This window comes from Paraburkholderia sp. C35 (assembly GCF_003121405.1).
GTDB lineage: Bacteria > Pseudomonadota > Gammaproteobacteria > Burkholderiales > Burkholderiaceae > Paraburkholderia.
This window is the reverse complement of record NZ_QBUY01000110.1, coordinates 1-23,421: the sequence shown is the minus strand read 5'-3', so window position 1 is coordinate 23,421 and position 23,421 is coordinate 1. Positions and strand designations below refer to the sequence as shown.

At 62.5% G+C, this 23,421-nt stretch carries 23 protein-coding genes; 10 read left to right on the top strand and 13 right to left on the bottom strand.

Going from position 1 to position 23,421, the window contains the following annotated elements:
* Window positions 1-226 precede the first annotated feature (226 nt).
* From rpsF to DK391_RS37005, 7 genes are all read left to right on the top strand, one after another.
* On the top strand, window positions 227-601 hold the full coding sequence (gene rpsF, locus DK391_RS37035) for a 30S ribosomal protein S6 (RefSeq protein ID WP_109482971.1): 375 nt from the start codon (window positions 227-229) through the stop codon (window positions 599-601).
* 65 nt (window positions 602-666) lie between these two features.
* Window positions 667-966 carry a primosomal replication protein N gene (priB, locus tag DK391_RS37030; protein WP_109482970.1) on the top strand — a complete coding sequence of 100 codons (300 nt, stop codon included), beginning with the start codon at window positions 667-669 and terminating at the stop codon, window positions 964-966.
* 2 nt (window positions 967-968) lie between these two features.
* On the top strand, window positions 969-1,244 hold the full coding sequence (gene rpsR, locus DK391_RS37025) for a 30S ribosomal protein S18 (RefSeq protein WP_012400321.1): 276 nt from the start codon (window positions 969-971) through the stop codon (window positions 1,242-1,244).
* Between the two features lie 27 nt (window positions 1,245-1,271).
* Window positions 1,272-1,724 (top strand): 50S ribosomal protein L9, encoded by a 453-nt coding sequence (gene rplI / locus DK391_RS37020; RefSeq protein ID WP_109482969.1) that lies wholly within the window; start codon window positions 1,272-1,274, stop codon window positions 1,722-1,724.
* A gap of 171 nt (window positions 1,725-1,895) precedes the next feature.
* A complete protein-coding gene (locus DK391_RS37015) occupies window positions 1,896-3,284 on the top strand; it encodes a replicative DNA helicase (RefSeq protein WP_109482968.1) in 1,389 nt (462 codons plus the stop codon).
* Window positions 3,285-3,432: 148 nt separating this feature from the next.
* Window positions 3,433-4,059, top strand: a complete 627-nt coding sequence (locus tag DK391_RS37010; RefSeq protein WP_109482967.1) for a DUF47 domain-containing protein — start codon at window positions 3,433-3,435, stop codon at window positions 4,057-4,059.
* Entirely contained in the window at window positions 4,059-5,069 is a 1,011-nt protein-coding gene (locus tag DK391_RS37005) for an inorganic phosphate transporter (RefSeq protein WP_109482966.1), read from the top strand. Before DK391_RS37010 ends, DK391_RS37005 begins: the two co-directional genes overlap by 1 nt.
* A 27-nt stretch (window positions 5,070-5,096) precedes the next feature.
* On the opposite strand, the gene DK391_RS37000 is transcribed toward DK391_RS37005, so the two are convergent.
* From DK391_RS37000 to DK391_RS36945, 13 genes are all read right to left on the bottom strand, one after another.
* Window positions 5,097-5,903 carry an SDR family oxidoreductase gene (locus DK391_RS37000; RefSeq protein ID WP_109482965.1) on the bottom strand — a complete coding sequence of 269 codons (807 nt, stop codon included), beginning with the start codon at window positions 5,901-5,903 and terminating at the stop codon, window positions 5,097-5,099.
* Window positions 5,904-5,994: 91 nt separating this feature from the next.
* Window positions 5,995-7,107 carry a C40 family peptidase gene (locus tag DK391_RS36995; protein ID WP_109482964.1) on the bottom strand — a complete coding sequence of 371 codons (1,113 nt, stop codon included), beginning with the start codon at window positions 7,105-7,107 and terminating at the stop codon, window positions 5,995-5,997.
* A 297-nt stretch (window positions 7,108-7,404) separates the two neighbouring features.
* On the bottom strand, window positions 7,405-9,228 hold the full coding sequence (locus DK391_RS36990) for a PhoH family protein (RefSeq protein ID WP_109482963.1): 1,824 nt from the start codon (window positions 9,226-9,228) through the stop codon (window positions 7,405-7,407).
* A 98-nt stretch (window positions 9,229-9,326) separates the two neighbouring features.
* Window positions 9,327-9,458, bottom strand: coding sequence for a hypothetical protein (locus tag DK391_RS45655; RefSeq protein WP_275426844.1), 132 nt, complete (start codon window positions 9,456-9,458; stop codon window positions 9,327-9,329).
* A gap of 123 nt (window positions 9,459-9,581) precedes the next feature.
* Window positions 9,582-10,043 (bottom strand): peroxiredoxin, encoded by a 462-nt coding sequence (locus tag DK391_RS36985; RefSeq protein ID WP_109482962.1) that lies wholly within the window; start codon window positions 10,041-10,043, stop codon window positions 9,582-9,584.
* Window positions 10,044-10,079: 36 nt separating this feature from the next.
* Window positions 10,080-10,976, bottom strand: coding sequence for a polysaccharide deacetylase family protein (locus tag DK391_RS36980; protein ID WP_109482961.1), 897 nt, complete (start codon window positions 10,974-10,976; stop codon window positions 10,080-10,082).
* Window positions 10,977-10,988: 12 nt separating this feature from the next.
* A complete protein-coding gene (locus DK391_RS36975) occupies window positions 10,989-12,035 on the bottom strand; it encodes a bifunctional UDP-4-keto-pentose/UDP-xylose synthase (RefSeq protein WP_109482960.1) in 1,047 nt (348 codons plus the stop codon).
* Complete coding sequence (locus DK391_RS36970) at window positions 12,032-12,979, bottom strand: formyltransferase (RefSeq protein ID WP_109482959.1); 948 nt, start codon at window positions 12,977-12,979, stop codon at window positions 12,032-12,034. The genes DK391_RS36975 and DK391_RS36970 overlap by 4 nt, the downstream gene beginning before the upstream one ends.
* Complete coding sequence (locus DK391_RS36965; protein ID WP_109482958.1) at window positions 12,976-14,025, bottom strand: glycosyltransferase; 1,050 nt, start codon at window positions 14,023-14,025, stop codon at window positions 12,976-12,978. The genes DK391_RS36970 and DK391_RS36965 overlap by 4 nt, the downstream gene beginning before the upstream one ends.
* 88 nt (window positions 14,026-14,113) lie before the next feature.
* Window positions 14,114-15,265 carry a DegT/DnrJ/EryC1/StrS aminotransferase family protein gene (locus tag DK391_RS36960; RefSeq protein WP_109482957.1) on the bottom strand — a complete coding sequence of 384 codons (1,152 nt, stop codon included), beginning with the start codon at window positions 15,263-15,265 and terminating at the stop codon, window positions 14,114-14,116.
* A 258-nt stretch (window positions 15,266-15,523) separates the two neighbouring features.
* Window positions 15,524-15,895, bottom strand: a complete 372-nt coding sequence (locus DK391_RS36955; protein WP_109482956.1) for an EamA family transporter — start codon at window positions 15,893-15,895, stop codon at window positions 15,524-15,526.
* A 43-nt stretch (window positions 15,896-15,938) separates the two neighbouring features.
* Window positions 15,939-17,729: a glycosyltransferase family 39 protein gene (locus tag DK391_RS36950; protein WP_109482955.1), complete on the bottom strand. Its 1,791-nt coding sequence runs from the start codon at window positions 17,727-17,729 to the stop codon at window positions 15,939-15,941.
* Window positions 17,730-18,105: 376 nt separating this feature from the next.
* Window positions 18,106-18,480, bottom strand: coding sequence for an Mth938-like domain-containing protein (locus DK391_RS36945; protein ID WP_109482954.1), 375 nt, complete (start codon window positions 18,478-18,480; stop codon window positions 18,106-18,108).
* A gap of 637 nt (window positions 18,481-19,117) precedes the next feature.
* On the opposite strand from DK391_RS36945, the gene DK391_RS36935 reads away from it, so the two are divergent.
* Genes DK391_RS36935 through thrC form a run of 3 tightly spaced genes read left to right on the top strand, consistent with a single transcriptional unit; the run spans window position 19,118 to window position 23,235 of the window.
* On the top strand, window positions 19,118-20,365 hold the full coding sequence (locus DK391_RS36935; protein ID WP_109482952.1) for a pyridoxal phosphate-dependent aminotransferase: 1,248 nt from the start codon (window positions 19,118-19,120) through the stop codon (window positions 20,363-20,365).
* A gap of 59 nt (window positions 20,366-20,424) precedes the next feature.
* Window positions 20,425-21,756, top strand: coding sequence for a homoserine dehydrogenase (locus tag DK391_RS36930; protein ID WP_109482951.1), 1,332 nt, complete (start codon window positions 20,425-20,427; stop codon window positions 21,754-21,756).
* A gap of 30 nt (window positions 21,757-21,786) precedes the next feature.
* Window positions 21,787-23,235: a threonine synthase gene (gene thrC / locus DK391_RS36925; RefSeq protein ID WP_109482950.1), complete on the top strand. Its 1,449-nt coding sequence runs from the start codon at window positions 21,787-21,789 to the stop codon at window positions 23,233-23,235.
* Window positions 23,236-23,421: the final 186 nt, after the last annotated feature.

Genomic DNA, 23,421 nt, shown 5'->3' with positions numbered 1-23,421 from the left:
GCGCAATAAAGCGTATTCATGCTTAATCGATGCCGAAAAAGGGCGGCAGGTGGCGTATCCAGACGCTGCCTGTCGCCCTAAATCATTGAAAACACGTCCGATTCTGCTGTTCGCTACCCGCTTTATCTTGCAAAGAGTGCCGATTCACGTTATAGTCTTTGGCTTCTCACTTGCCACACCGGTTCCGACGCCCGGGTGGCTTCTATCCATAAGTCAAGGAGTGAACATGCGTCATTACGAAATCGTATTTATCGTGCACCCCGATCAAAGCGAGCAAGTGCCCGCCATGATCGAGCGTTACAAGTCCACGATCACGTCGCACGGTGGCCAGATCCACCGTATCGAAGACTGGGGCCGTCGCCAGCTGGCCTACATGATCGAGAAACTCGCGAAGGCTCACTACGTCTGCATGAACATCGAATGCGACCAGGCTACGCTCGACGAACTCGAACACGCGTTCAAGTTCAACGACGCCGTCCTGCGTCACCTCATCGTCAAGATGAAGAAGGCCGAAACCGGCCCGTCGCCGATGATGAAGGAAGTGCAGCGCGAAGAAGCCAAGAAGGCGGCTGCCGCTCAGCCGACCGAAGCGCAGGCTTAAAGCAGAATCGTTAAGCCATCAGAGTGACGCGGCACGCACTCAGTCAGCGTCCGTAAAAGGAATCGATGAACCGGCTGCAACTCACGGCAAGTGTCGTCGAACGCGAAATTGTGCGGTACACCCCCGCAGGCGTTCCGATCGCAGGCTGTACGTTGCAACACCGCACGCAGGTGGTCGAGGCGGGCATTGCCCGAACCGTCGAACTGACCATGCAGGCGGTCGCGGCCGGTGAGGCGAGCGGCAAGCTGGAACGGGTTGAAATGGGCGTCGAAACGCTTTTCACCGGTTTCCTGGCGAAGAAAAACCGCAACGCGCGAACTCTGGTGTTTCACATCACAGAATTGCAGGACATTGGAAAGGACTAATCATGCCCCGCCCGACTGGTAAGAAATTCGACAAGCGTCGTCAGCAACAAAACCCGCTCTTCAAGCGCAAGAAGTTCTGCCGTTTCACGGCTGCAGGTGTCGAACAGATCGACTACAAGGACATCGATACGCTGAAGGACTTCATCGGCGAAAACGGCAAGATCACGCCGGCACGTCTGACGGGTACCAAGGCCCACTACCAACGCCAGCTCGACACGGCAATCAAGCGCGCACGTTTCCTCGCGCTGATGCCGTACACCGATCAGCACAAGGCCTAACCGGACGACGTCTCAAGGAGCATCCGAATGCAAATCATTCTTCTCGAAAAAGTTGTGAACGTCGGTAACCTGGGCGACATCGTCAAGGTCAAGGACGGCTACGCACGTAACTTCCTGATCCCGAACAAGAAGGCACGCCGCGCAACGAAGGAAGCGATCGCTGAATTCGAAGTTCGCCGCGCAGAACTGGAAAAGGTTGCCGCTGAGAAGCTGGCAGCTGCTCAGGCTCAAGGCGAAAAGCTGGCCGGCATGACGGTTCAGATCGGCCAGAAGGCTGGCGTCGACGGTCGTCTGTTCGGCTCGGTGACGAACGCTGACATCGCTGACGCGCTCACGAAGCAAGGCTTCGCAGTGGAAAAGGCGCAAGTGCGTCTGCCGGAAGGCCCGCTGAAGACGGTTGGCGATCACCCGGTGCACGTTTCGCTGCACACGGACGTCACGGTTGACGTGACGGTCGCAGTGCTGGGCGAACACGTCTAAGCATCAGCTGACACAAGAAGTAGATCGCCAGGAATTTTCTGGCGACGAAGGGCAGGGGCCGGGAAACCGGCCTCTGCCTTTTTTGTTCTCTGCAATCGTCGTTTACGATCCCGAATTCCCGCCTCGCAGCGCGCTATCTTGAAGGCGCTATTTGTTCGATAATTCCACCCCATGAACGCACCGTCGAAAGATCCTCAAATCGAGTCGCTGAAAGTCCCGCCCCATTCCATCGAGGCCGAGCAATCGGTGCTGGGCGGACTGCTGCTCGACAACGGCGCATGGGACCGCATCGCTGACTTCCTCGCGCAAAGCGACTTTTACCGTTACGACCACCGCATCATTTTCGAGCAGATCGGCAGGCTGATCGCGGCTACGCGTCCTGCCGACGTCGTGACCGTCTATGAAGCGCTGACCACGGCCGGCAAGGCCGAAGAAGTCGGCGGGCTGGCGTATCTGAATGCGCTCGCGCAAAACACGCCGAGCGCGGCGAATATCCGCCGTTTTGCGGAAATCGTGCGGGATCGCGCGGTGCTGCGTCGTCTGGTGTCGGTTGCCGACGAAATCTCCGCCGATGCATTCAATCCGCAAGGCAAGGAAGTCCGCCAACTGCTCGACGAAGCGGAATCGAAGGTGTTCTCGATCGCCGAAGACGGCGCGCGCGGCACGCAGGGTTTCCTCGAAATCGGGCCGCTGCTGACGCAGGTAGTCGAACGGATCGACACGCTGTACCACACGGCGAATCCGAGCGACGTGACAGGCACGCCGACAGGTTTCGTCGATCTCGATCGCATGACCTCGGGCATGCATGGTGGCGAACTGATCATCGTGGCAGGGCGTCCGTCGATGGGTAAGACGGCGTTTTCGATGAATATCGGCGAATACGTGGCGGTCGAATATGGCCTGCCCGTGGCCGTGTTCTCGATGGAAATGCCCGGTACGCAGCTGACCATGCGTATGCTCGGCTCGGTCGGCCGGCTCGACCAGCATCGCATGCGAACCGGGCGTCTGACGGACGAAGATTGGCCGAAGCTCACGCACGCCGTCCAGAAAATGAGCGAAGCGCAGCTTTTCATCGATGAAACGGGCGGTCTGAACCCGATGGAACTGCGCTCGCGCGCGCGGCGTCTGTCACGCCAGTGCGGCAAGCTCGGCCTGATCATCATCGACTATTTGCAGCTGATGAGTGGTTCGTCGTCGGGTGAAAACCGTGCTACGGAAATCTCGGAAATCTCGCGTTCGTTGAAGAGTCTTGCCAAGGAACTCGATGTTCCCGTGATCGCGCTGTCGCAGCTGAACCGCGGTCTGGAACAGCGTCCGAACAAGCGACCGATCATGTCGGACTTGCGCGAATCGGGTGCAATCGAACAGGACGCGGACGTGATCCTGTTTATCTATCGCGACGAAGTCTACAACCCGGACAGCCCCGACAAGGGTACTGCCGAAATCATCATCGGCAAGCAGCGTAACGGTCCGATCGGCCCCGTTCGCCTCACGTTCCACGGTCAATTTACGAAGTTCGACAACTTTGCGGGTCCGCAGAGTTTCTACGGCAGCGAGTAGCACACTCTGCGCAAACGGGGAAACCGGGTTGCGCCTGCCGTTGCGCGGGCGCACAAAACCCGGTCGCGCCCCGCACCCGGAATGGTCCATAACGGTACAATGTTGCGGTTTTATGACAGCCTCACCGTGACCATTTTCCGGGATCCCAATGTTCGGTCGATTCATGCCCACCGAGGGCAAATTTTTTGAAATCTTCAACGCTCACGCGCAGCACATTCTTTCGGGCAGCCGCGAACTCGAGCTATTGATCGATAACCTCGGCGACGCTGAGATCCACAAGCAGAACGTGCAGACGGCGGAAAAAGCAGCCGACAAACTCACGCACGAAACCATCGATCTGCTGCACAAGTCCTTCATCACGCCGCTCGACCGCGACGAAATCCACAAGCTGATCACCACGATGGACGACATCCTCGACCTGATGGAGGACGTCGCCACGGCCATTTCGCTGTACGACGTGCAGGCGGTGACGTCGGAAGCGAGCCAGCTCGCGCATATCTGCACGAAAACCTGCGAACGCGTGCAGGCCGCCGTCGCGATGCTGTCGGACATGAAGCAGGCGCGCGAAATCCTGAAGGCGTGCGAAGACATCGACCGTCTGGAGTCGGAAGCCGATCGCGTGCTGCGTTCGGCGATGTCGAAGCTCTTCCGCGAAGAAGACAACGTCAAGACGCTGATCAAGCTGAAGGCCATCTACGAGTTGCTCGAGTCGATCACCGACAAGTGCGAGGACGTGGCGAACATCATCGAAGGCATCGTGCTGGAAAACGCGTAATGCATTCGATTCAACTCGCTATCTGGGCGGTCGCGACGCTCGTCGTGGTTGCGCTCGTCTTCGACTTCATGAACGGCTTCCACGACGCGGCGAACTCCATCGCCACGGTCGTGTCGACGGGTGTGCTCAAGCCGCAACAGGCCGTCGCGTTTGCCGCCGCGTTCAATGTCATCGCCTATTTCATCTTCCACCTGAAAGTTGCGCAGACGGTCGGCAAAGGCACGATCGATCCCGGCATTGTTGACCATTACGTCATATTCGGCGCGCTGGTTGGCGCGATCGGCTGGAATATCGTGACGTGGTACTACGGCATTCCGTCGAGCTCATCGCATGCGCTGATTGGCGGGCTGGTCGGCTCGGCTCTCGCCAAGTCCGGCTGGGCCGCGCTGAACTGGGACGGGCTGCTGAAGACGGTCACCTTCATCATCGTGTCGCCACTGCTCGGTTTCGTGCTCGGCTCGTTCTTCATGCTGCTGGTGTCGTGGATCTATTTCCGCACGCCGCCCAGCAAGGTCGACCGGCGCTTCCGGCGTTTGCAGCTCGTCTCCGCTGGGCTGTACAGTCTCGGCCACGGCGGCAACGACGCACAGAAGACCATCGGCATCATCTGGATGCTGCTGATCGCAACGGGATACGCGTCCGCGACAGCCGATGCGCCGCCGCTGTGGGTGATCGGCGGGTGCTATCTGTCGATGGGTCTCGGCACGCTGTTCGGCGGCTGGCGCATCGTGCGGACGATGGGTCAGAAGATCACCAAGCTCAAGCCGGTTGGCGGCTTCTGTGCGGAGGCAGGCGGCGCGATCACGCTGTTCATCGCATCGTTCCTCGGTATTCCCGTATCCACCACGCATACCATCACGGGCGCGATTGTCGGCGTCGGCGCCACGCAGAAGCTGTCGGCCGTGCGTTGGGGCGTGGCGGGCAATATCGTGTGGGCGTGGGTGTTGACCATTCCAGCCTCCGCCGCGCTTGCAGCGGCAGGCTGGTGGCTCGGGCACCGCTTCCTGTAAAGCGGCTTCAACAACGGCGCGCCGCGTTCAGATGAGCGGCGCGCTGCCTCCATCCATCGGGACAATCGCGCCCGTCACATAGCTGGCGCGGCGGCTTGCCAGAAACAGCGCGACGTCGGCGATCTCTTCCGGTTTTGCGTAACGCCCGAGCGGCACGCGTGCTTCGCCGCGCGACAGCGCTTCAGCGGCGTCGATACCTTCGCGCGATGCTTCCAGCTTCAATGCTTCATCGACACGCTCCGTCAGCGTCGCGCCCGGATTGATCGCGTTGATGCGAATGCCGTAGCGCGCGTAGTAGTGCGCGAGACCGACGGTGGCCAGCATCAGCGCCGCATTGGCCGCGCCGCCCGCGATGTGGATATCGCTGGCGATCTTCCCGCCCATGCCGATGATATTGACGATCGTGCCCGGCTCCTTCGTCTTGCCGGATTTGACTCGCTCGGCCATGCGCTTGAGCACTTCCTGCTGCGGGTAGATGTACGGGAAATACTTGGCTTCCATCGTCGCCTTGAACGCGGCGGCGGCGAGGGATTCGGGGTCGTAGCGGCGCGCGGCGCCTGCACTGTTGATCAGGATGTCGATGGGGCCGACGGCGCTGGTCGCTTCTTCCACGACGTCCGCGGCGCTGTGCGGTTCGTGCAGATCGGCACGCGTCAGATGGACATGCAAGCCTTCGCCCGACAACTGTTCGCGGGCGCGCGCGAGATTGGCCGGGTCGCGCGACACGATCGCGACTTTCGCGCCTTCCATCGCGAACGCACGCGCGCACGCGAGTCCAATGCCTTTGCTGCCACCCGTGATCACAACCACTTTGTCTTTGAGACCGAGATCCATCGTCGTCACCCGCCGTGTTGGAAGTATCGTCAAACGATAGCAGAGGTGCGGCGGCGCGGGGTGAACCACGCGCGACGGGACAGCGCCGCGATCACTGGTTGGCGAAGCCGGCGATCGGGGCGTCGTTGGTTTGTGGCGGCGCGGCGGTCGGACGGGGGGCTGTCGATGCGCGCATGATCTGCACCCCGCCGCTGGTTTCGCCCGGTGGCTGCATCTGGCGAGCCTGGTAGGCCTGGCGCGCCGCAACGGATGCGGGTGGCGGCGGTTCGTAGGCATCGGCGGCGGCGTCGATGGCATCGGGTGCGGACGGCGGTGCAGCGCTGTAGGCACTGTAGCTGCGTGTCGGGGCAGTATCTGGCGAGGCGACAGGTGCGGGCGATACCGCGCCAGCCGCGCGCGCCTGCATTTGCGCGGCGCTCAAGGCGGGCGGTGGCGGCTCGAACTGATCGGCAGGTGCAGCGGTTGTCGCAACGGCTGTGTTTGCAGCAGGATTGGCGACGGGCGCGCCTTGCGTTTGCGCAGCATAAGCACCAGAACCGGCACGCGATGCGCCATATGTGCCGCCCGTCGCTGCCGGCGCGACGGCTGCCACCGCAGGCGCCGACGACGCAGGTGCCGCCGCCTGATAACTCGGCCCGTCGAACGGTGTCGTGGTCGGCCTGTTCAACGCGGGCGCGACGCGCCGAATCCCATCGAAGCGCTTCGCCCAATACGGGTTCGTGAGGTAATCGAGCCGCACGGTACCGCCCGTCGAAGGCGCATTCACGAAGCGCAGCTTGCCGACGTAAATACCGACGTGCGAATGCGCCCGGCCGGTCGTGTTGAAGAAAATCAGGTCACCGGGTGCGACTTCGTCGGGTTCAATGGACTCGCCGCGCGAACTCATATCGGCCGTCGTGCGCGGCAGATTCACGGAAGCAGCACGCTGCACGACGTAGTGCACGAGCCCGCTGCAATCGAAGCCGCTATCGGGCGTATTGCCGCCCCAACGATACGGCACGCCGACGAGGCTCATCGCCTGAATCGAGATTTCCTCGCGGCCGATGCTGTGATCGACGAAGTTCGGGAATCCGGGCGGCGTGGTGCGATAAGCGCCACCCGACGATGCATACGATCCGCCCGAACTGCGCACAGTCTTCTGCGGCGCGCCGGAGCAGGCGGCGAGCAGGGCGACGACCGACAGTGACAGTACGAGGCGAAGCATGAAAGCGAAGACGGACGAGCGCCGGTAAGCGCGTCCGCCGGAAGGGGACGATGCCCGATGGTAGCCCGTCAGACGGGCCTCTCGCAAGAAATCTTGATGGAATACTTGAAGTTTACGCGCTAAATGTCAATTTTCTGCGACTGGGCGCGTGCCAATCGAATCAATGCCGAAGCGGACGCGCCATGAGAAAGAGCCGTTTCCACTGCACCAACGCATAAAGAAAAAGCCGCTTCCGGCGTGAACCGAAAACGGCTTTTCAAACATCAGCAAACTTCAGCAACCTGAAGCAAACGCGCGTTACAGAATATCCGACGCGTAATCCGCCAGTCGCGAGCGCTCGCCGCGCGCCAGCGTCACATGCCCGCTGTGCGCCCAGCCCTTGAAGCGATCGACGACATACGTCAGGCCCGAGCTGCCTTCCGTCAGATACGGCGTATCGATCTGCGCGATGTTGCCCAGACAGATGATCTTCGTGCCGGGACCGGCGCGCGTGACCAGCGTCTTCATCTGCTTCGGCGTGAGGTTCTGCGCTTCATCGATGATCAGATACTTGTCGACGAAGGTCCGGCCGCGCATGAAGTTCATGCTCTTGATCTTCAGGCGCGAGCGGATCAGTTCCTGCGTCGCCGCGCGGCCCCATTCGCCCGCTGCGTCATCCGTCTTTTGCAGCACTTCGAGGTTGTCGTCGAATGCACCCATCCACGGCTGCATCTTTTCCTCTTCGGTGCCGGGCAGGAAGCCGATGTCTTCGCCGACAGGCACCGTCGCGCGCGTCACGATGATCTCGTTGTAGCGCTTGTCGTCGAGCACCTGGGCGAGACCGGCCGCGAGTGCGACCAGCGTCTTGCCCGTACCCGCCTGACCGAGCAGCGTGACGAAATCGATCTCCGGATTCATCAACAGGTTCAACGCGAAGTTCTGCTCGCGGTTGCGCGCCGTGATGCCCCACACGTTGTTCTTGTGATGGCCGTAGTCGCGCAATGTTTGCAGCAGCGCCGTCTTGCCGTTCAGTTCACGCACGATCGCATGAAACGCCGGTTCGCCGTTCTGCGGTTCCAGATAGACGAACTCGTTGACCAGCATCGACGCGCACAGCGGACCCGTCACGCGGTAATACGTGGTGCCCGTCTTGGTGTCCTGCCAGCTCTCCATGTCCTTCGCGTGCTTGGCCCAGAAATCGAGCGGCAGTTGACGGATGCCGGAGTAGAGCAGGTCCTTGTCTTCGAGAACCTGGTCGTTGAAATAGTCTTCAGCAGGCAGACCGAGCGCGTGCGCCTTGATGCGCATGTTGATGTCTTTCGACACCAGCACGACCTGGCGGTCTTCGCGATCGCGCTGCAACGCGCGCACCACGCCGAGAATCTGGTTGTCGGCCTTGCCTTGCGGCAGACCTTCGACCGGCTCGATATGCGTGAGCTTGGTCTGGAAGAACAGGCGTCCGAGCGCCTCGCGGCTGCCCAGACGCGACAGCGAAATGCCTTCCGACATGTCGCCCGCGTTGGCTACCAGCGAATCCAGCGTGCGGCTGACCTGACGCGCATTACGCGCGACTTCCGACATGCCCTTCTTGTGGTTGTCGAGTTCTTCCAACGTCATCATCGGCAGATAGACGTCGTGTTCCTCGAAGCGGAACAGGCAGGTCGGGTCGTGCATCAGCACGTTGGTGTCGAGCACGAACAGCTTGCGAACCTCCACCTGAGCCGCTTTGCTCGTGCCTTTCTTCGTGCCGGTACGCGTCGGCTTCGCACTGGTTGCGGCGGGCGCGTCGGCTTCGGCAGCACCACCTTTGCCGCGGCGTGCGACGGCGGGTGTCGCGGCAGCGGCATCGTCAGCGGGTGCAGCAGGGATAGGCTGCAGCAGTGCAGCCGTCTGCTTCGTCTTGCGGCCGCGTGCAGGCGTGGCTTCGGCAACGGGCGCAGCAGCGTTGGGAACGGGGCGCAGCGTAGTGGCCGCGTTGGCGGCGTGCGTCATCGGTGCGGCAACATTGGCGCGGCCAATTTCGGCCGATGCGGCTTGCTCCCCTTCTTGCGCCTGTTTTCGACCAGGCTTTGCAGGCTTCGCCGTGTATTCATCAGGCGGCAACAGATTGCCGAGCTTGCTGGGTGGGGTAGGCAAAGGCATGGTTTCCCTCAAATAAAGCGGGTAACAATTCTTCGCCGCCTGCCGCAAACTGTCGTGCGTTGTGCGCTCGCAATTTGCGTCCGGTGGCGCGTGTCGGATTAGTAATGCCGGTTCGCCTGGTCTTCGATCGGCTCCTTGACGAAAGTGCGCTGCGAACGACGCAAACTGCTGCGCGCAATGAAAAAAGCCGCCGCCCCGGCAAACGGGGCAAGCGGCTCGACTTCGGTCATCGCATTGCGCCTCGTGACCCGCCTCATGGCCGTGCTGTCAACGGCGATGAAGCGGCGACCTGCAGCGCAACTGCGGAAAAAAGTATATGAACAGGCACTCATTGCGGCCCAATATAACGCGCCTCAAAGCGCTTGTACAGCCTCCAGAATCGCCTCGACGTGACCGGGCACCTTGACGCCGCGCCATTCCTGTCGCAGCACGCCCTGAGCGTCGATGACAAACGTGGAGCGCTCGATCCCCCGTACTTCTTTGCCATACATTTTCTTCAATTTCATGACGCCGAAGAGCGTGCACAGCGTTTCGTCCGGGTCCGATACCAAGGTAAACGGCAATTCGAGCTTGGCCTTGAAGTTATCGTGCGCACGCACGCTGTCGCGCGACACGCCGATGATCTCCGCGCCCGCTTTCTTGAACTTCGGATACAGGTCGCGGAACTGCAGACCTTCCGTCGTGCAGCCGGGCGTGTTGTCTTTCGGATAGAAGTACACGACGACTTTCTTGCCGCGCAGGCTGGAGAGCGTGAAGTCGCCGCCTGTAGCCGGAGCGGTGAAATCGGGAACGGGTTGATCGACTGCGATGGGCACGAGGTCCTCCGGTTGTTATTGGGGGCGGGGGGTCGGCTAGTCGGGCTGCACGATCAGTTCGCCGGAACGGCCCGGAATCTCGCCCCCCGTCACAGGGTAAGACGGCAGGGGGTCACGGTCCAGCGTGGCATGGTAGTCGCCCATCGTGGCGAACGTGTGGCCTTGCGCACGCCAGCCGGCGAGCAGCTGTTCGAACACGGGCGCGAGCTTCTGGCCTTCGAGCTCTGCATGCAGCGTGAAGACCTGCTCGTGCGGATTGTTTTCCGTGCGCTTGAGCAGCGACGCGGCAACGTTATCCGTGTCGATGCCATCGATACCCAGCACTTCGTCCAGCGTGGGCAGCGTGGTCGGCATCTGCACATGCGTGAGCGTGCGGCCGCCGACAACCGGGAAGTACGGCGCATGCCCACGTCCATCGGACGCGTACTGCATGCCCCACGCGTCGATCTGCTCGAACGCGTGGCCGTTCATCTGCCAGCCTGCCGCGCCGTGCGTGACGGGCGGCATGCCGAAGATATCGGCGAAACGGTCGTGGCTCTTCTGCATCTGCGCGACGGTCCAGTCGCGCGGACGTGAACGCACGTTGTCCTGCCAGTAGACGTGGTCCCACGTGTGGATGCCGCACTCGAAGCCGGCTTCGTGGATCGCGCGCATTTCCGACCGCGCGCGCGTGCCGATGTCGGGGCCGGGCAGCAGCACGCCGTACATCAGCTGCTTCACGCCGTAATGCTCGACCACGGACGTGCGCGACACCTTCTTCAGAAAGCCTGGCCGCAGCACGCGCCGCATCGCCCAGCCGGTGTGATCCGGACCGAGGCTGAACAGGAAGGTGGCGCGCGCCTTGTAGCGATCGAAAATACGCGCGAGATTCGGCACGCCTTCACGCGTGCCGCGCAGCGTATCGACATCGATCTTCAGGACGATCAGAGCCAAGCGCGATAGCCCTTACTGTTGCTCGACGAGTGCACGTGCCTCGGCGACATGGCCGCGGTACGCTTCGAAGATCTTGCGCAGCGCTTCGTCGAACGTCGAGGTCGGCGCCCAGTCGAGTTCCTGCTTCGTGTTGTCGATCTTCGGCACGCGGTTCTGCACGTCCTGATAGCCCGCGCCGTAGTACGCGCCCGACGACGTCTCGACCAGTTGCACCTGCTTCGCCATGTCCGCGTACTCGGGGAATTCCGCCGCGAGCGCGAGCATCTTGTGCGCGAGTTCGCGCACCGAGAAGTTGTTGGTCGGGTTGCCGATGTTGTAGATCTTGCCCGTAGCGACGCCGTCCTTGTTCTCGATAATCTTCATCAGCGCGCTGATGCCGTCGTCGATATCCGTGAACGCGCGCTTTTGCGCACCGCCGTCGACGAGGCTGATGTTCTCGCCGCGCACGATATGGCCGAGGAACTGCGTGACGACGCGCGACGAGCCTTCCTTCGGCGTGTAGATCGAGTCGAGGCCCGGGCCGATCCAGTTGAACGGACGGAACAGCGTGAAGTTCAGGCCTTCCATGCCGTAACCCCAGATCACGCGGTCCATCAGCTGCTTCGAGCACGCGTAAATCCAGCGCGGCTTGTTGATCGGGCCGTAGGTGAGGGCGGACTCGTCCGGATCGAACTGCTCGTCCGAGCACATGCCATAGACTTCGGACGTGGACGGGAAGACGAGATGCTTGCCGTACTTCACCGCCGAACGCACGATGGGCAGATTCGCCTCGAAGTCCAGTTCGAACACGCGCAGCGGCTGCTGCACATAAGTGGCAGGCGTGGCGATCGCGACCAGCGGCAGGATCACGTCGCACTTCTTCACGTGATACTCGACCCACTCCTTGTTGATCGTGATGTCGCCTTCGAAGAAGTGCATGCGCTCGTGGTTGACGAGGTCGCCGAGGCGTTCGGTCTGCATGTCCATGCCGAACACTTCCCAGTCGGTCGTCTCGAGAATGCGCTTGGACAGGTGATGGCCGATGAAGCCGTTCACACCCAGAATCAGGACTTTTTTCATGTGTTACGGGAAGATTGAGTGAGCTGGGTGAATTCGGCTGGGGTGACGACGCGCTCGCTTGCGTGTTGCTGATCGTCGCGCAGATGCCGCAATTCGTGAATGACGACTACGCGGCCGTCGCCGCATATCGCAAAAAAGCCATTATCGCCTACGTGGATGCCGGGCGGCAAATCCCCGCCGGGCGTGCCGGGCGGGGCAAGCCGCGCCCGCGCGACGATGAAACGCTGGCCGCCGATGTCTGTAAATGCTCCCGGATACGGCGGCGCAACGGCGCGAATCAGGTTGTAGACCTGCTGGGCGCTCTGGCTGAAGTCGATGCGTCCGTCTTCCGGCTTGCGTCCGCCGAAATAGCTGCCGTGCGCGAGATCGTTCGGCAGATGCGGCGCCTCGCCCTTGAGCAGCGCGGGCAGCACGCGCCACAGCGTCTGCTCGGCGGCGACCGTCACCTTGTCGAATACCTGGGCGGCGGTGTCGTCGGGCAGGATGGGCACCGGCGTCTGGCCGATGATCGCGCCGGCATCCGGTTTGGCGGCCATTTCATGCAGCGTTGCGCCCGTTTCGGTTTCGCCGTTCAGCACCGCCCAGTTGGTCGGCACGCGTCCACGGTATTTCGGCAGCAGCGAGCCGTGCATGTTGAACGCGCCGCGCGGCGCGACGGCCAGCAGATCGACGGGCAGCATGTGCCGGTAGTAAAACGAAAAGATGAAGTCGGGCCGCGCGTTGACGATCTGCGCGCGTAACTCGGGGCTTTTCGGATCGCTGGGGGTGACGACAGGAATGCCGTGCTCGGCAGCGACGGAAGCTACGCTGCCAAACCAGATGTTTTCCGTCGGGTTGTCTTCGTGCGTGACGACAAGGGCAACGTCGACGCCGCGCGCGAGCAGCACCTGCAGGCAGCGTACCCCGACGTTGTGATAAGCGAAGACGACGGCGCGTGGCTTCATCGGCCCGTCCGCTGGTCGTCGACGATCACATGTGCGGGCTGCACGCCCTGCACGACGGATTGCCGCGGCTGCGCAGCGACCGGTTCGCCGTTGCGTTCTTCGAGGATGGTCTGCACGAGGTAACGCGGACGCGCGCGCACCTGCTGGTAAATACGTCCGATGTATTCGCCGAGCAGCCCAAGCGCGAAGATGATCACGCCGAGCATGAAGAACGTGATGGCGAACAGCGTGAACACACCTTGCACTTCCGCGCCGATGATGAAGCGGCGGATCAGCAGCAGCACGAACAGCGCCGCCGAGCCCATCGACAGGATCACGCCGATGAACGACAGCCACTGCAGCGGCACGACCGAGAAGCCCGTCACCAGGTCGAAATTCAGGCGGATCAGGCTGTACAGCGAGTACTTCGATTCGCCCGCGAAGCGTTCTTCGTGCGCGACTTCGATCTCGACCGGGTTCTGCGCGAACGTGTAGGCGAGCGCGGGAATGAAGGTGTTGATTTCGCCGCAGCGGTTGATGGTGTCGATGATGTGGCGGCTGTACGCGCGCAGCATGCAGCCCTGGTCGGTCATCTTGATGCGCGTGATGCGCTCGCGCAGCCGGTTCATCGCCAGCGACGCCTTGCGCCGCCACAGGCTGTCCTGGCGCTGCATGCGGATCGTGCCGACGTAGTCGTAACCCTCGCGCATCTTCGCGCAGAGCTTGCCGATTTCTTCAGGCGGATTCTGCAGGTCGGCGTCGAGCGTCACGACGATCTCGCCGCGCGACTGCTCGAAGCCCGCGAGAATCGCCATGTGCTGGCCGTAGTTGCCGTTCAGCAGGATCACGCGGGTGGTGTCGGGGCGGGCGCGGAACTGCTCGGCGAGCAGCGCCGCGGATTTGTCCCGGCTGCCGTCATTGATGAAGATCCCCTCGTAGCTCGTGTTGAGCGCGTCGAGTGCCGGATACAGGCGCGAGAACAGCTGGCCAAGGCCGGCTTCCTCGTTGTACACGGGGATGATGATCGAGACTTCGGGCGCGACCGGGCGTGGGTCCGTTTGATTCATTTCCGCTGGGTTTCCGCTTGGTATACCGCTGGTTGACCGCTTGTTTGACTGCTTGGTTATTTGATTGTTAGTCCGAGTGTTTGACAGTTTACCGGGCGTATTGCTCGCAAATTTCATTGACGGCCTGGCACACGCGCGCCACGTCGCCTTCATTCATCTGCGTGAAGAGCGGCAGCGTGAGCGTGGTCGCGCCGTAATGCTCCGCATGCGGATACATGCCTTCCTTGTAACCCATCGCGCGATACAGCGAGAACAGGTGGATGGCCGGGTAGTGCGTGCCCGTGCCGATGCCGCGTTCCTTCATCTGCTCCATGAACTGCGCACGAGTCAGCGACAGGCGCGCGAGCGGCAGCGTCACGAGGAACATGTGCCAATTGCTGTTTTCGAAGTCCGCGAGCGGCAGGCCCATGCCGAGCTTGACGGCCGCGCCGCCTTCGAAGCCGTCGAAATACCCGCGCGCGAGCTTCCGGCGCTGCGTGTTGAAACGCTCGATATGCTGCAACTGACCGAGGCCGACGCGGGCCGCGACGTCCGTCAGGTTGTACTTGCCGCCCAGCAATTCGCAATCCATCCCGTCGAAGCCCGTGCGCACGATACCTTGCAGCCGGTATTTCTGCGCGAGGACCGCCTCTTCCTCGTTGTTCAGCACCAGCGCGCCGCCTTCGATCGACGTCAGGTTCTTGTTCGCGTGGAAGCTGAACGACACGATATCGCCGAGCTTGCCGATGCGCTCGCCTTTCCAGGTCGCGCCGAACGCCTGCGCGGCGTCCTCGATCACGCGCAGCTTGTGCGCGCGGGCGATCGCGTACAGGCGGTCCATGTCGACGGGCAAACCCGACAGAAACACGGGGATGATCGCCTTCGTGCGCGGCGTGATGGCCTTTTCGAGCAGATTCAGATCGATGTTGCGCGTGGCCGGGTCGATGTCGACGAACACGGGCGTTGCGCCCACTTCCAGAATCACGTTGCTGGTCGAGACCCACGTTGCGGGCGTCGTGATGACTTCGTCGCCGGCGCCCCCGCCCGCGATGCGCAGACCGATTTCCAGCGTCGCCGTGCCCGAGTTGAACGTGCGCACCGGCCGGCCGCCGCAGTATTCCGACAACGCCTTTTCGAACGCCTGATTTTGCGGACCCGTCGTGATCCAGCCGGAGCGGAGCACGTCGACGACACCGCGAATCGTTTCTTCATCGATTTCAGGACGGACGAACGGCAAAAACGGAACGGATGACTGGGTCATGGATGGTTTGGCTCGATATATAAATTGGGTCTCGGACCGATTGTCTTGCGAAACGCTGACGTTTAGCTTTGGTAAAGCTTAAATTACCGCGTTTGTGCTGATCGTTGCCGGAATGCGGCGGCGATAATGTGCGAGTTCGGCTGTAATGTCCAGCGCTCGAAACATTTCAGAAGACATTAGCAGACGCCAGCGGGCTTGCCAGGGGCGTTTCCGCTACGTTCCGATCTGCGTTTCGGACAGCGCGGCGCGGCGCGGCCGTCAGCTGCGCGCAACGAGCACCACACCGACCAGGATCACGCCAATGCCGACAAGGCGTTGCGCCGTCAACACTTCGCCGAACAGATACCACGCGGCGAAGGCATTCACAACATAGCCCAGCGACAGCATCGGATAGGCGATCGACACGTCCACGCGCGACAGCCCGACGATCCACACGACCACGCTCAGCACGTAGCAGGCAAGGCCGCCGATGATCGGCAACTGCGTCGCGATCCGCCAGCCGATCGGGATGATGTTGGCGAGCGTGAACTCGAAATGGCCGACGGCGGTCGTGCCCGCCTTCAGGAGCAACTGGGCCGTCGCGTTCAGCGCGACGCCCGCGAGGATGCAGAAAAGCGAAATCGGGTTCATCTAGGCAAGGTTCGGGAGAAAAGGGGGGTCATGGCTGCCTGGGTCATTGCGGCTGGGACGCTGCCGCGGGTGCCGCCGCCGGCAGCGCCGGCGCAGCGGCGCGGGATTCGTCAGCCCCCGGCGTCTCGACGATCACGCGGCGCGAGTCGCGCGCGACGACGGGCATCGGCAGGTGCTGCGCGCTGAATTCCTTGAAGCGGTCCGGCGACATCAGCGCCATCGCGTAATGGTCGGCCTTCCAGCGCTCGATCCATTGCGGCACGGTCGGCACCCATTTCTGCGGTTCCACGGACACGCCGAACGCCAGTTCGTCGGGATGTTCGACCATGATCATCGTATGGTCGATGTAGAACGGCATCGTGTGATCGAGCACGCCGACCGAGTAGAACGGGGTATCGGCGGGGAGCTTCGCGAGCGCGGCCTTGACATCGGGCGCGAGCGGTGCGCCCGACGACAGCCGGCCGAACGCGTCGTGGCCCGTGCCCGCGACGGTGGCGAGCAGCACCCAGCCGATGCCGAATGCCGCGGCGGCGCCGGCGATCCCGGCAGGCGCGCCGCCTGCACTCCCGATGCCCGCATTCGGAGCGGCGCGTCGGCTGCGGTTGAGCCAGATTGCGAAAACCGTGAACACGAAGCCGACGGCCAGCGCCGCGTACACCCAGGTGCGGAACTCGAGATACAGCGCGTTCGGATTGCGCGCGTCGCCCAGATGGCCGAGGAAGATCGCGCCGAAGCCGCCAGCCACGAGAAACAGCGCGTAACCCGTCAGATGCCGGTGAAACTGCTCACGCGTGACGAGGGGCAGGTACATGCCGATGATCAGCGCGATGGCGGGCGCGATGGGCAGCGTGTAGGACAGCAGCTTCGAATGCGACGCGCTGAAGAACAGGAAGATGAACGCGGTCCATACGAACAGCAGCGTGACGGGCGCGAAGCCGGTTGCCTGACGCGGCATGCGCAGCGCGTAGCGCGCGCTCTGGAACGTCCCCGACAGCCACGGCAGGAAGCCGACCAGCATCACGGGCAGGAAGTACCAGAACGGCCCGGGACGATTCTGCTCGGGCGTCAGATAGCGCCGGAACTGCTGGACGATGAAGAAGAAATTGAAGAATTCGGGGTTGCGGTCCTGCACCAGCACGAACCACGGCGTGACGATCGCGAAAAAGACGATCAGGCCGCTCACCAGATACAGCCGCTTCCACATCGCCCAGTCGCGTGCCACCAGCGTGTACAGCACCAGCACGGCGCCCGGCAGGATCAGCCCGACCAGACCCTTCGACAACACCGCAAGCGCCATCGATGCCCACACGAGCCACATCCACAGGCGCTGGTCGCGCGTCGCGAGACCGGGGCGCTGCGCGAGCAGCAGGGCGCACAGCGAGACGGTCATCCAGAACGACAGGCCCATGTCGAGCGTGTTGAAATGGCCCATCAGATACCAGTACGGCGCGCTTGCCAGCACGACGGCGGCGAAGAAGCCTGCCGCGCGGCTGAACACGCGTGCGCCCGTATAGCCGACCAGCAGCACGCCCGCGAAACCCGTCAGCGCCGTGTACAGCCGCGCCTGCCATTCGCCGATGCCGAACCACGCGAACGACAGCGCGTTCGCCCAGGTTTGCAGCGGCGGCTTCTCGAAGTACTTGTAACCGTTGTAGCGCGGCGTGATCCAGTCGCCGGTGACGAACATCTCGCGCGCCATTTCGGCGTAGCGGCCTTCGTCGCTCGGCAGCAGATGGCGCCAGCCGAGCGGCACGAACCAGATTACGGCTAGCGCGAGCACGAGCAGCAGGACCGTCGTGCGTGTGAGCGTCAGCCCGGACGGCTTGTCGTTCATGTGTGTTTCAACCTTTGTCGGCACCGCTGTCGCGGCTACTTTCTTATTCCGTACGGACAGATGTCCGGTGCTGCGGCGCATGGCGCGAATTCCGCTGCCGGCGCGCCGCACGGGGCGTGGCGCACGGGCGCCGGACATATTGCGACGCCGCTCGCGGCCCGCATTGTCGACGGGCGAACCTTATCGCAACCTTATGCAACCCGATGCAGCCGCGCCCAGTCGGATCGCCATGACTTGCTTACCGGACCTTTCCGGACCTTTGCACCTGCGTGGCGGAGGATCTGGCAAACGGCGCCTGGCCACGTCGCCGCGCAGTTTACTTGATCCGCAAGACGCGTCAGACAAAAACGCCTTGGCGTACGCCAGGCGCAGGCGCTCAGGCTTCGATCAGCAACGCGGCGGCGACCTTGCGGCCTTCGGCCATCAGGATGTTGTAGGTGCGGCAGGCGGCCTTGAAGTCCATCGTCTCGACGCCGATCCGGTGGGCGGCGAGCGCGGCCGTGAGGCGCGGGTGCGGGAAGCGCAGGCGCTCGCCGCTGCCGAAGATGACCACTTCCGGCGCGGGTTCGATCAAGAGCGCGAAGTGCTCGGGCGAGAGGGCCTCGAACGACGCGACCGGCCACGGGATGACGGGGCTGTCCGGCAGCACGATGATGCTGCCGGCGTGACGTTCGAGATTGATTTCGACATAGCCGGCGCCGTAGCTCGTGACGGTGTTCAGGGCGCCGCTCGAATCCTGATGTAATTTCAAACTGGTTTTCCGTGATCGTCGTAAGGATCGTCGTAAGACATGCCGTCGCGGTTCGACTGGCATGGGCGGGTTCGGGTTCAATGCTGCCGGGCATGCGCGGGATACGCGCGGTGCCGGAAGGCCGGCACGGCCGGCGTGCACGTTACATCGTGCGGCCGCAAGTCGCGCTGAAGCGCACGCGAGCGCGCCGCCGGCCTTGCCCGAGAGCACGTCAATGCACGCGAACCGCACCTGAGTGCACCGAAGCCGCGCGCTGCCGCCGTGTGCCGGGGCTTGCATCGCCTTGCTTGGTGCATTGCGGAACCCGGCCAAAATCCGCTAAATTATAACTTTTTAGCCGCCCGGCGGCTCCCTTCAGGTTCGCGCGCTGCCACAAGCCGCGCCCGCAAGGCTGGCGACGCCGCCCGTCATTGCCCGGAGGATGCCCGTAACATGTCGGCGAAAGGCGCCCACCCGAACGCCTGCCCGGCCTCCCGGCGGCCGCGCCGCCCACGTCCCGCTTCATGCTCTGCGCCTGCCCGCGCCGCGTGGCCGGGACCGCCCGCCGTGCAATCCCGTCTTATCGCTTGCCCGCTGCCCGGGGCGAGCGCTCCGTGGTCCCGCTCACCCGGTGGTCCGCCCATTTACCCAGGATGAAGTGCCCGGCGTGAAACCGATACTCAAATGCAACAAGCTGTTGAACGTCTGCTACGACATTCGCGGGCCCGTTCTCGAACATGCGAAGCGCCTCGAAGACGAAGGCCATCGCATCATCAAGCTGAACATCGGCAATCTGGCGCCGTTCGGTTTCGACGCGCCGGACGAGATCATTCAGGACATGATCCGCAATCTGCCTACGTCGTCGGGCTATTCGGACTCGAAGGGCGTGTTCGCGGCGCGCAAGGCGATCATGCATTACGCGCAGCAAAAGGGCGTGGTGGGCGTCGAACTGGACGATATCTACATCGGCAACGGTGCGTCCGAGCTGATCGTGATGGCGCTCCAGGCGCTGCTGAACGACGGCGATGAAGTGCTGCTGCCCGCGCCGGATTACCCGCTGTGGACGGCAGGCGTGAGCCTGTCGGGCGGCACGCCCGTACACTACATCTGCGACGAGTCGAACGCATGGATGCCCGATCTCGACGATATCCGCGCGAAGATTACGCCGAATACGAAGGCGCTCGTCGTGATCAATCCGAACAACCCGACGGGCGCGCTGTATTCCGACGAACTGCTGCTCGGTCTGATCCAGATCGCGCGCGAGCACGGTCTCGTGATCTTCGCGGACGAGGTCTACGACAAGATCGTCTACGACGGCAAGACGCATACGTCGATGGCGGCGCTGTCGGAAGACGTGCTCACCGTCACGTTCAACAGCCTGTCGAAGAGCTACCGTTCGTGCGGCTACCGCGCGGGCTGGATGTGGGTGTCGGGCCTGACGGGCGAGAACCGCCGCCGCGCGAAAGATTACTTCGAAGGACTCGGCATTCTGGCGTCGATGCGCCTGTGCCCGAACGTGCCGGGACAGTATGCGATCCAGACGGCGTTGGGCGGCTATCAGAGCATCAATGAACTGATCACGCCGGGTGGGCGGCTCTACAGGCAGCGCGAACTCGCGTACGACATGCTGACGGCGATTCCCGGCGTCACCTGCGTGAAGCCCGAAGCGGCGCTGTACATGTTCCCGCGTCTCGATCCGAAGATGTACCCGATCCAGAACGATCAGCAGTTCATCCTTGATCTGCTGCTGGAAGAACGCGTGCTGCTCGTGCAGGGCAGCGGCTTCAACTGGAAGACGCCGGATCACTTCCGCGTCGTGTTCCTGCCGAACGTCGACGATCTCGCCGATTCGATCAACCGGATCGCGCGTTTTCTCGACGGCTATCGCAAACGCCACGCGGCCTGAGCGCGGTTTTACCGCGCCCCGAACCGATTTACCAATCTCTCACTCGAAACACACGCTGCATGGAACCGATCAAAGTTGGACTGCTGGGCTTCGGCACGGTAGGCAGCGGCACCTTCACGGTACTGCGCCGCAACCAGGAAGAAATCAACCGACGCGCAGGCCGCGGCATCGAGATTGCGCGCATTGCCGTGCGCAATCCCGCCAAGGCCACCACGGCGCTCGGCAGCGAAGCGGGCACCGTCGCGATTACCGATGACTTCGGTTCGGTCGTCGACGATCCGTCCATCGACATCGTTGCTGAAATGATCGGCGGCACGGGCATCGCGCGCGAGCTCGTGCTGCGCGCGATCAACAACGGCAAGCATGTCGTCCCGGCCAACAAGGCGCTGCTAGCCGTGCACGGCACGGAGATCTTCGAGGCGGCGCGCGCGAAGGGCGTGATGGCCGCGTTCGAAGCGGCCGTCGCGGGCGGCATCCCGATCATCAAGGCGCTGCGCGAAGGGCTGACGGCCAACCGTATCCAGTACATCGCGGGCATCATCAACGGCACGACGAATTACATCCTGTCGGAGATGCGCGACCGCGGCCTCGACTTCGCCACCGCGCTGAAGGCTGCGCAGGAACTCGGCTATGCGGAAGCCGACCCGACCTTCGATATCGAAGGCGTCGACGCTGCGCACAAGGCCACCATCATGAGCGCGATCGCGTTCGGCGTGCCCGTGCAGTTCGACAAGGCGTATGTCGAAGGCATCAGCAAGCTGGCGGCAATCGACATCAAGTACGCGGAAGAACTCGGCTACCGTATCAAGCTGCTGGGCATCGCGCGTCGTGCCGCGAACGGCATCGAACTGCGTGTGCATCCGACGCTGATTCCCGCCAAGCGCCTGCTCGCGAACGTGGAAGGCGCGATGAACGCGGTGGTCGTGCATGGCGACGCTGTCGGCACGACGCTGTATTACGGCAAGGGCGCGGGCGCGGAGCCGACGGCTTCCGCCGTGGTGGCGGATCTGGTCGATGTGACGCGTCTGCATACGGCGGACCCCGAGCATCGCGTGCCGCATCTGGCGTTCCAGCCGGACCGCCTGTCGAGCACGCCGATCCTCCCGATCGACGAAGTGACGAGCGGTTACTACCTGCGTCTGCGCGTGGCAGATGTGACAGGCGTGCTGGCCGACATCACGCGCATTCTGGCCGACACGGGCATTTCGATCGACGCGCTATTGCAGAAGGAATCGGAGCAGGTCGACGTGTCGAAGAAGGGCGAGACGGACATCATCCTGATCACGCACGAGACGGTCGAAAAGAACGTCAACGCGGCAATCGCGAGCATCGAGGCGCTGAAGACGGTCGTGTCGAAGGTGACGAAGCTGCGCATGGAATCGCTCGACTGACGTACCGCACAGAGGCAAAGAGGCTAGCTCATGAATTACATTTCCACGCGCGGCGCCGGCATCGGCGAGCGCCATACGTTTTCCGACATCCTGCTCGGCGGTCTCGCGAAGGACGGCGGCCTGTATCTGCCGAACGAGTATCCGACGGTATCGGCCGATGAACTCGCTCGCTGGCGCACGCTGCCGTACGCGGATCTCGCGTTCGAAGTCCTGCGCAAGTTCAGCGACGACATTCCCGACGAAGACCTGCGCGACCTGACGCGCCGCACCTACACGGCGCAGGTGTACTGCAATGTGCGCGATGAAGAAAATGCCGCGCAGATCACGCCGTTGAAGACGCTGGGCGTCGAAGGTGGTGCGCCGCTGTCGCTGCTGGAACTGTCGAATGGTCCGACGCTTGCGTTCAAGGACATGGCGATGCAGCTGCTCGGCAACCTGTTCGAGTACACGCTGGCGAAGCACGGCGAGACGCTGAACATTCTCGGTGCGACCTCGGGCGACACGGGTAGTGCGGCCGAATATGCGATGCGCGGCAAGAAGGGCGTTCGCGTTTTCATGCTGTCGCCGCACAAGAAGATGAGCGCGTTCCAGACGGCGCAGATGTATTCGCTGCAGGACCCGAACATTTTCAATATCGCGATTGAAGGCGTGTTCGACGATTGTCAGGACATCGTGAAGGCGGTGTCGAACGATCACGCGTTCAAGGCGCAGCAGAAAATCGGCACGGTCAACTCGATCAACTGGGCGCGTGTGGTCGCGCAGGTCGTGTATTACTTCAAGGGCTATTTCGCGGCCACGAAGAGCAACGACGAGCGTGTGTCGTTCACGGTGCCGTCGGGCAACTTCGGCAATGTGTGCGCGGGGCATATCGCACGCATGATGGGTCTGCCGATCGAAAAACTGGTGGTCGCGACCAACGAAAACGACGTGCTCGACGAGTTTTTCCGCACGGGGATTTATCGTGTGCGCAAGTCGGCGGAGACGTATCACACCAGCAGCCCGAGCATGGATATTTCGAAGGCATCGAACTTCGAGCGATTCGTGTTCGATCTGCTGGGGCGCGATCCGAAGCGCGTGCTGCAGCTGTTCCGCGATGTCGAAGAGAAGGGTGGTTTCGATCTTCAGGCGAGCGGCGATTTTGCGCGTGTGCAGCAGTTTGGGTTTGTGTCCGGGCGCAGCAGCCATGAGGATCGCGTCGATACGATTCGCGACGTGTTCCAGCGCTATGACACGATGATCGATACGCATACTGCCGATGGCGTGAAGGTCGCGCGCGAGCATCTTCAAGCCGGCGTGCCGATGGTCGTGCTCGAGACTGCGCAGCCGGTCAAGTTCGGCGAGACGATTCGCGAAGCGCTCGAGCGCGAGCCGGAGCGGCCGGCGGCATTTAGCGGTCTTGAGGCGCTGCCTCAGCGGTTTGATGTGCTCGCTAATGATGTGGAGCAGGTTAAGGGGTTTGTGGCTGAGCGGACTCAATAAAGGGTTTTGTTGGTCTGTCTGCGACGCTGGGTTGTTTTTGCTGGCATCTGCTATTTGCGGTTTGCGTTTTCGCTTTCGCTGGCATCCGCGATTTGACTTACCACTTCACGCGTCGCCCCTGTGCGGGGCAGCACCTACTTTTCTTTGCCGCGGCAAAGAAAAGTAGGCAAAAGAAAGCCGCTGAAC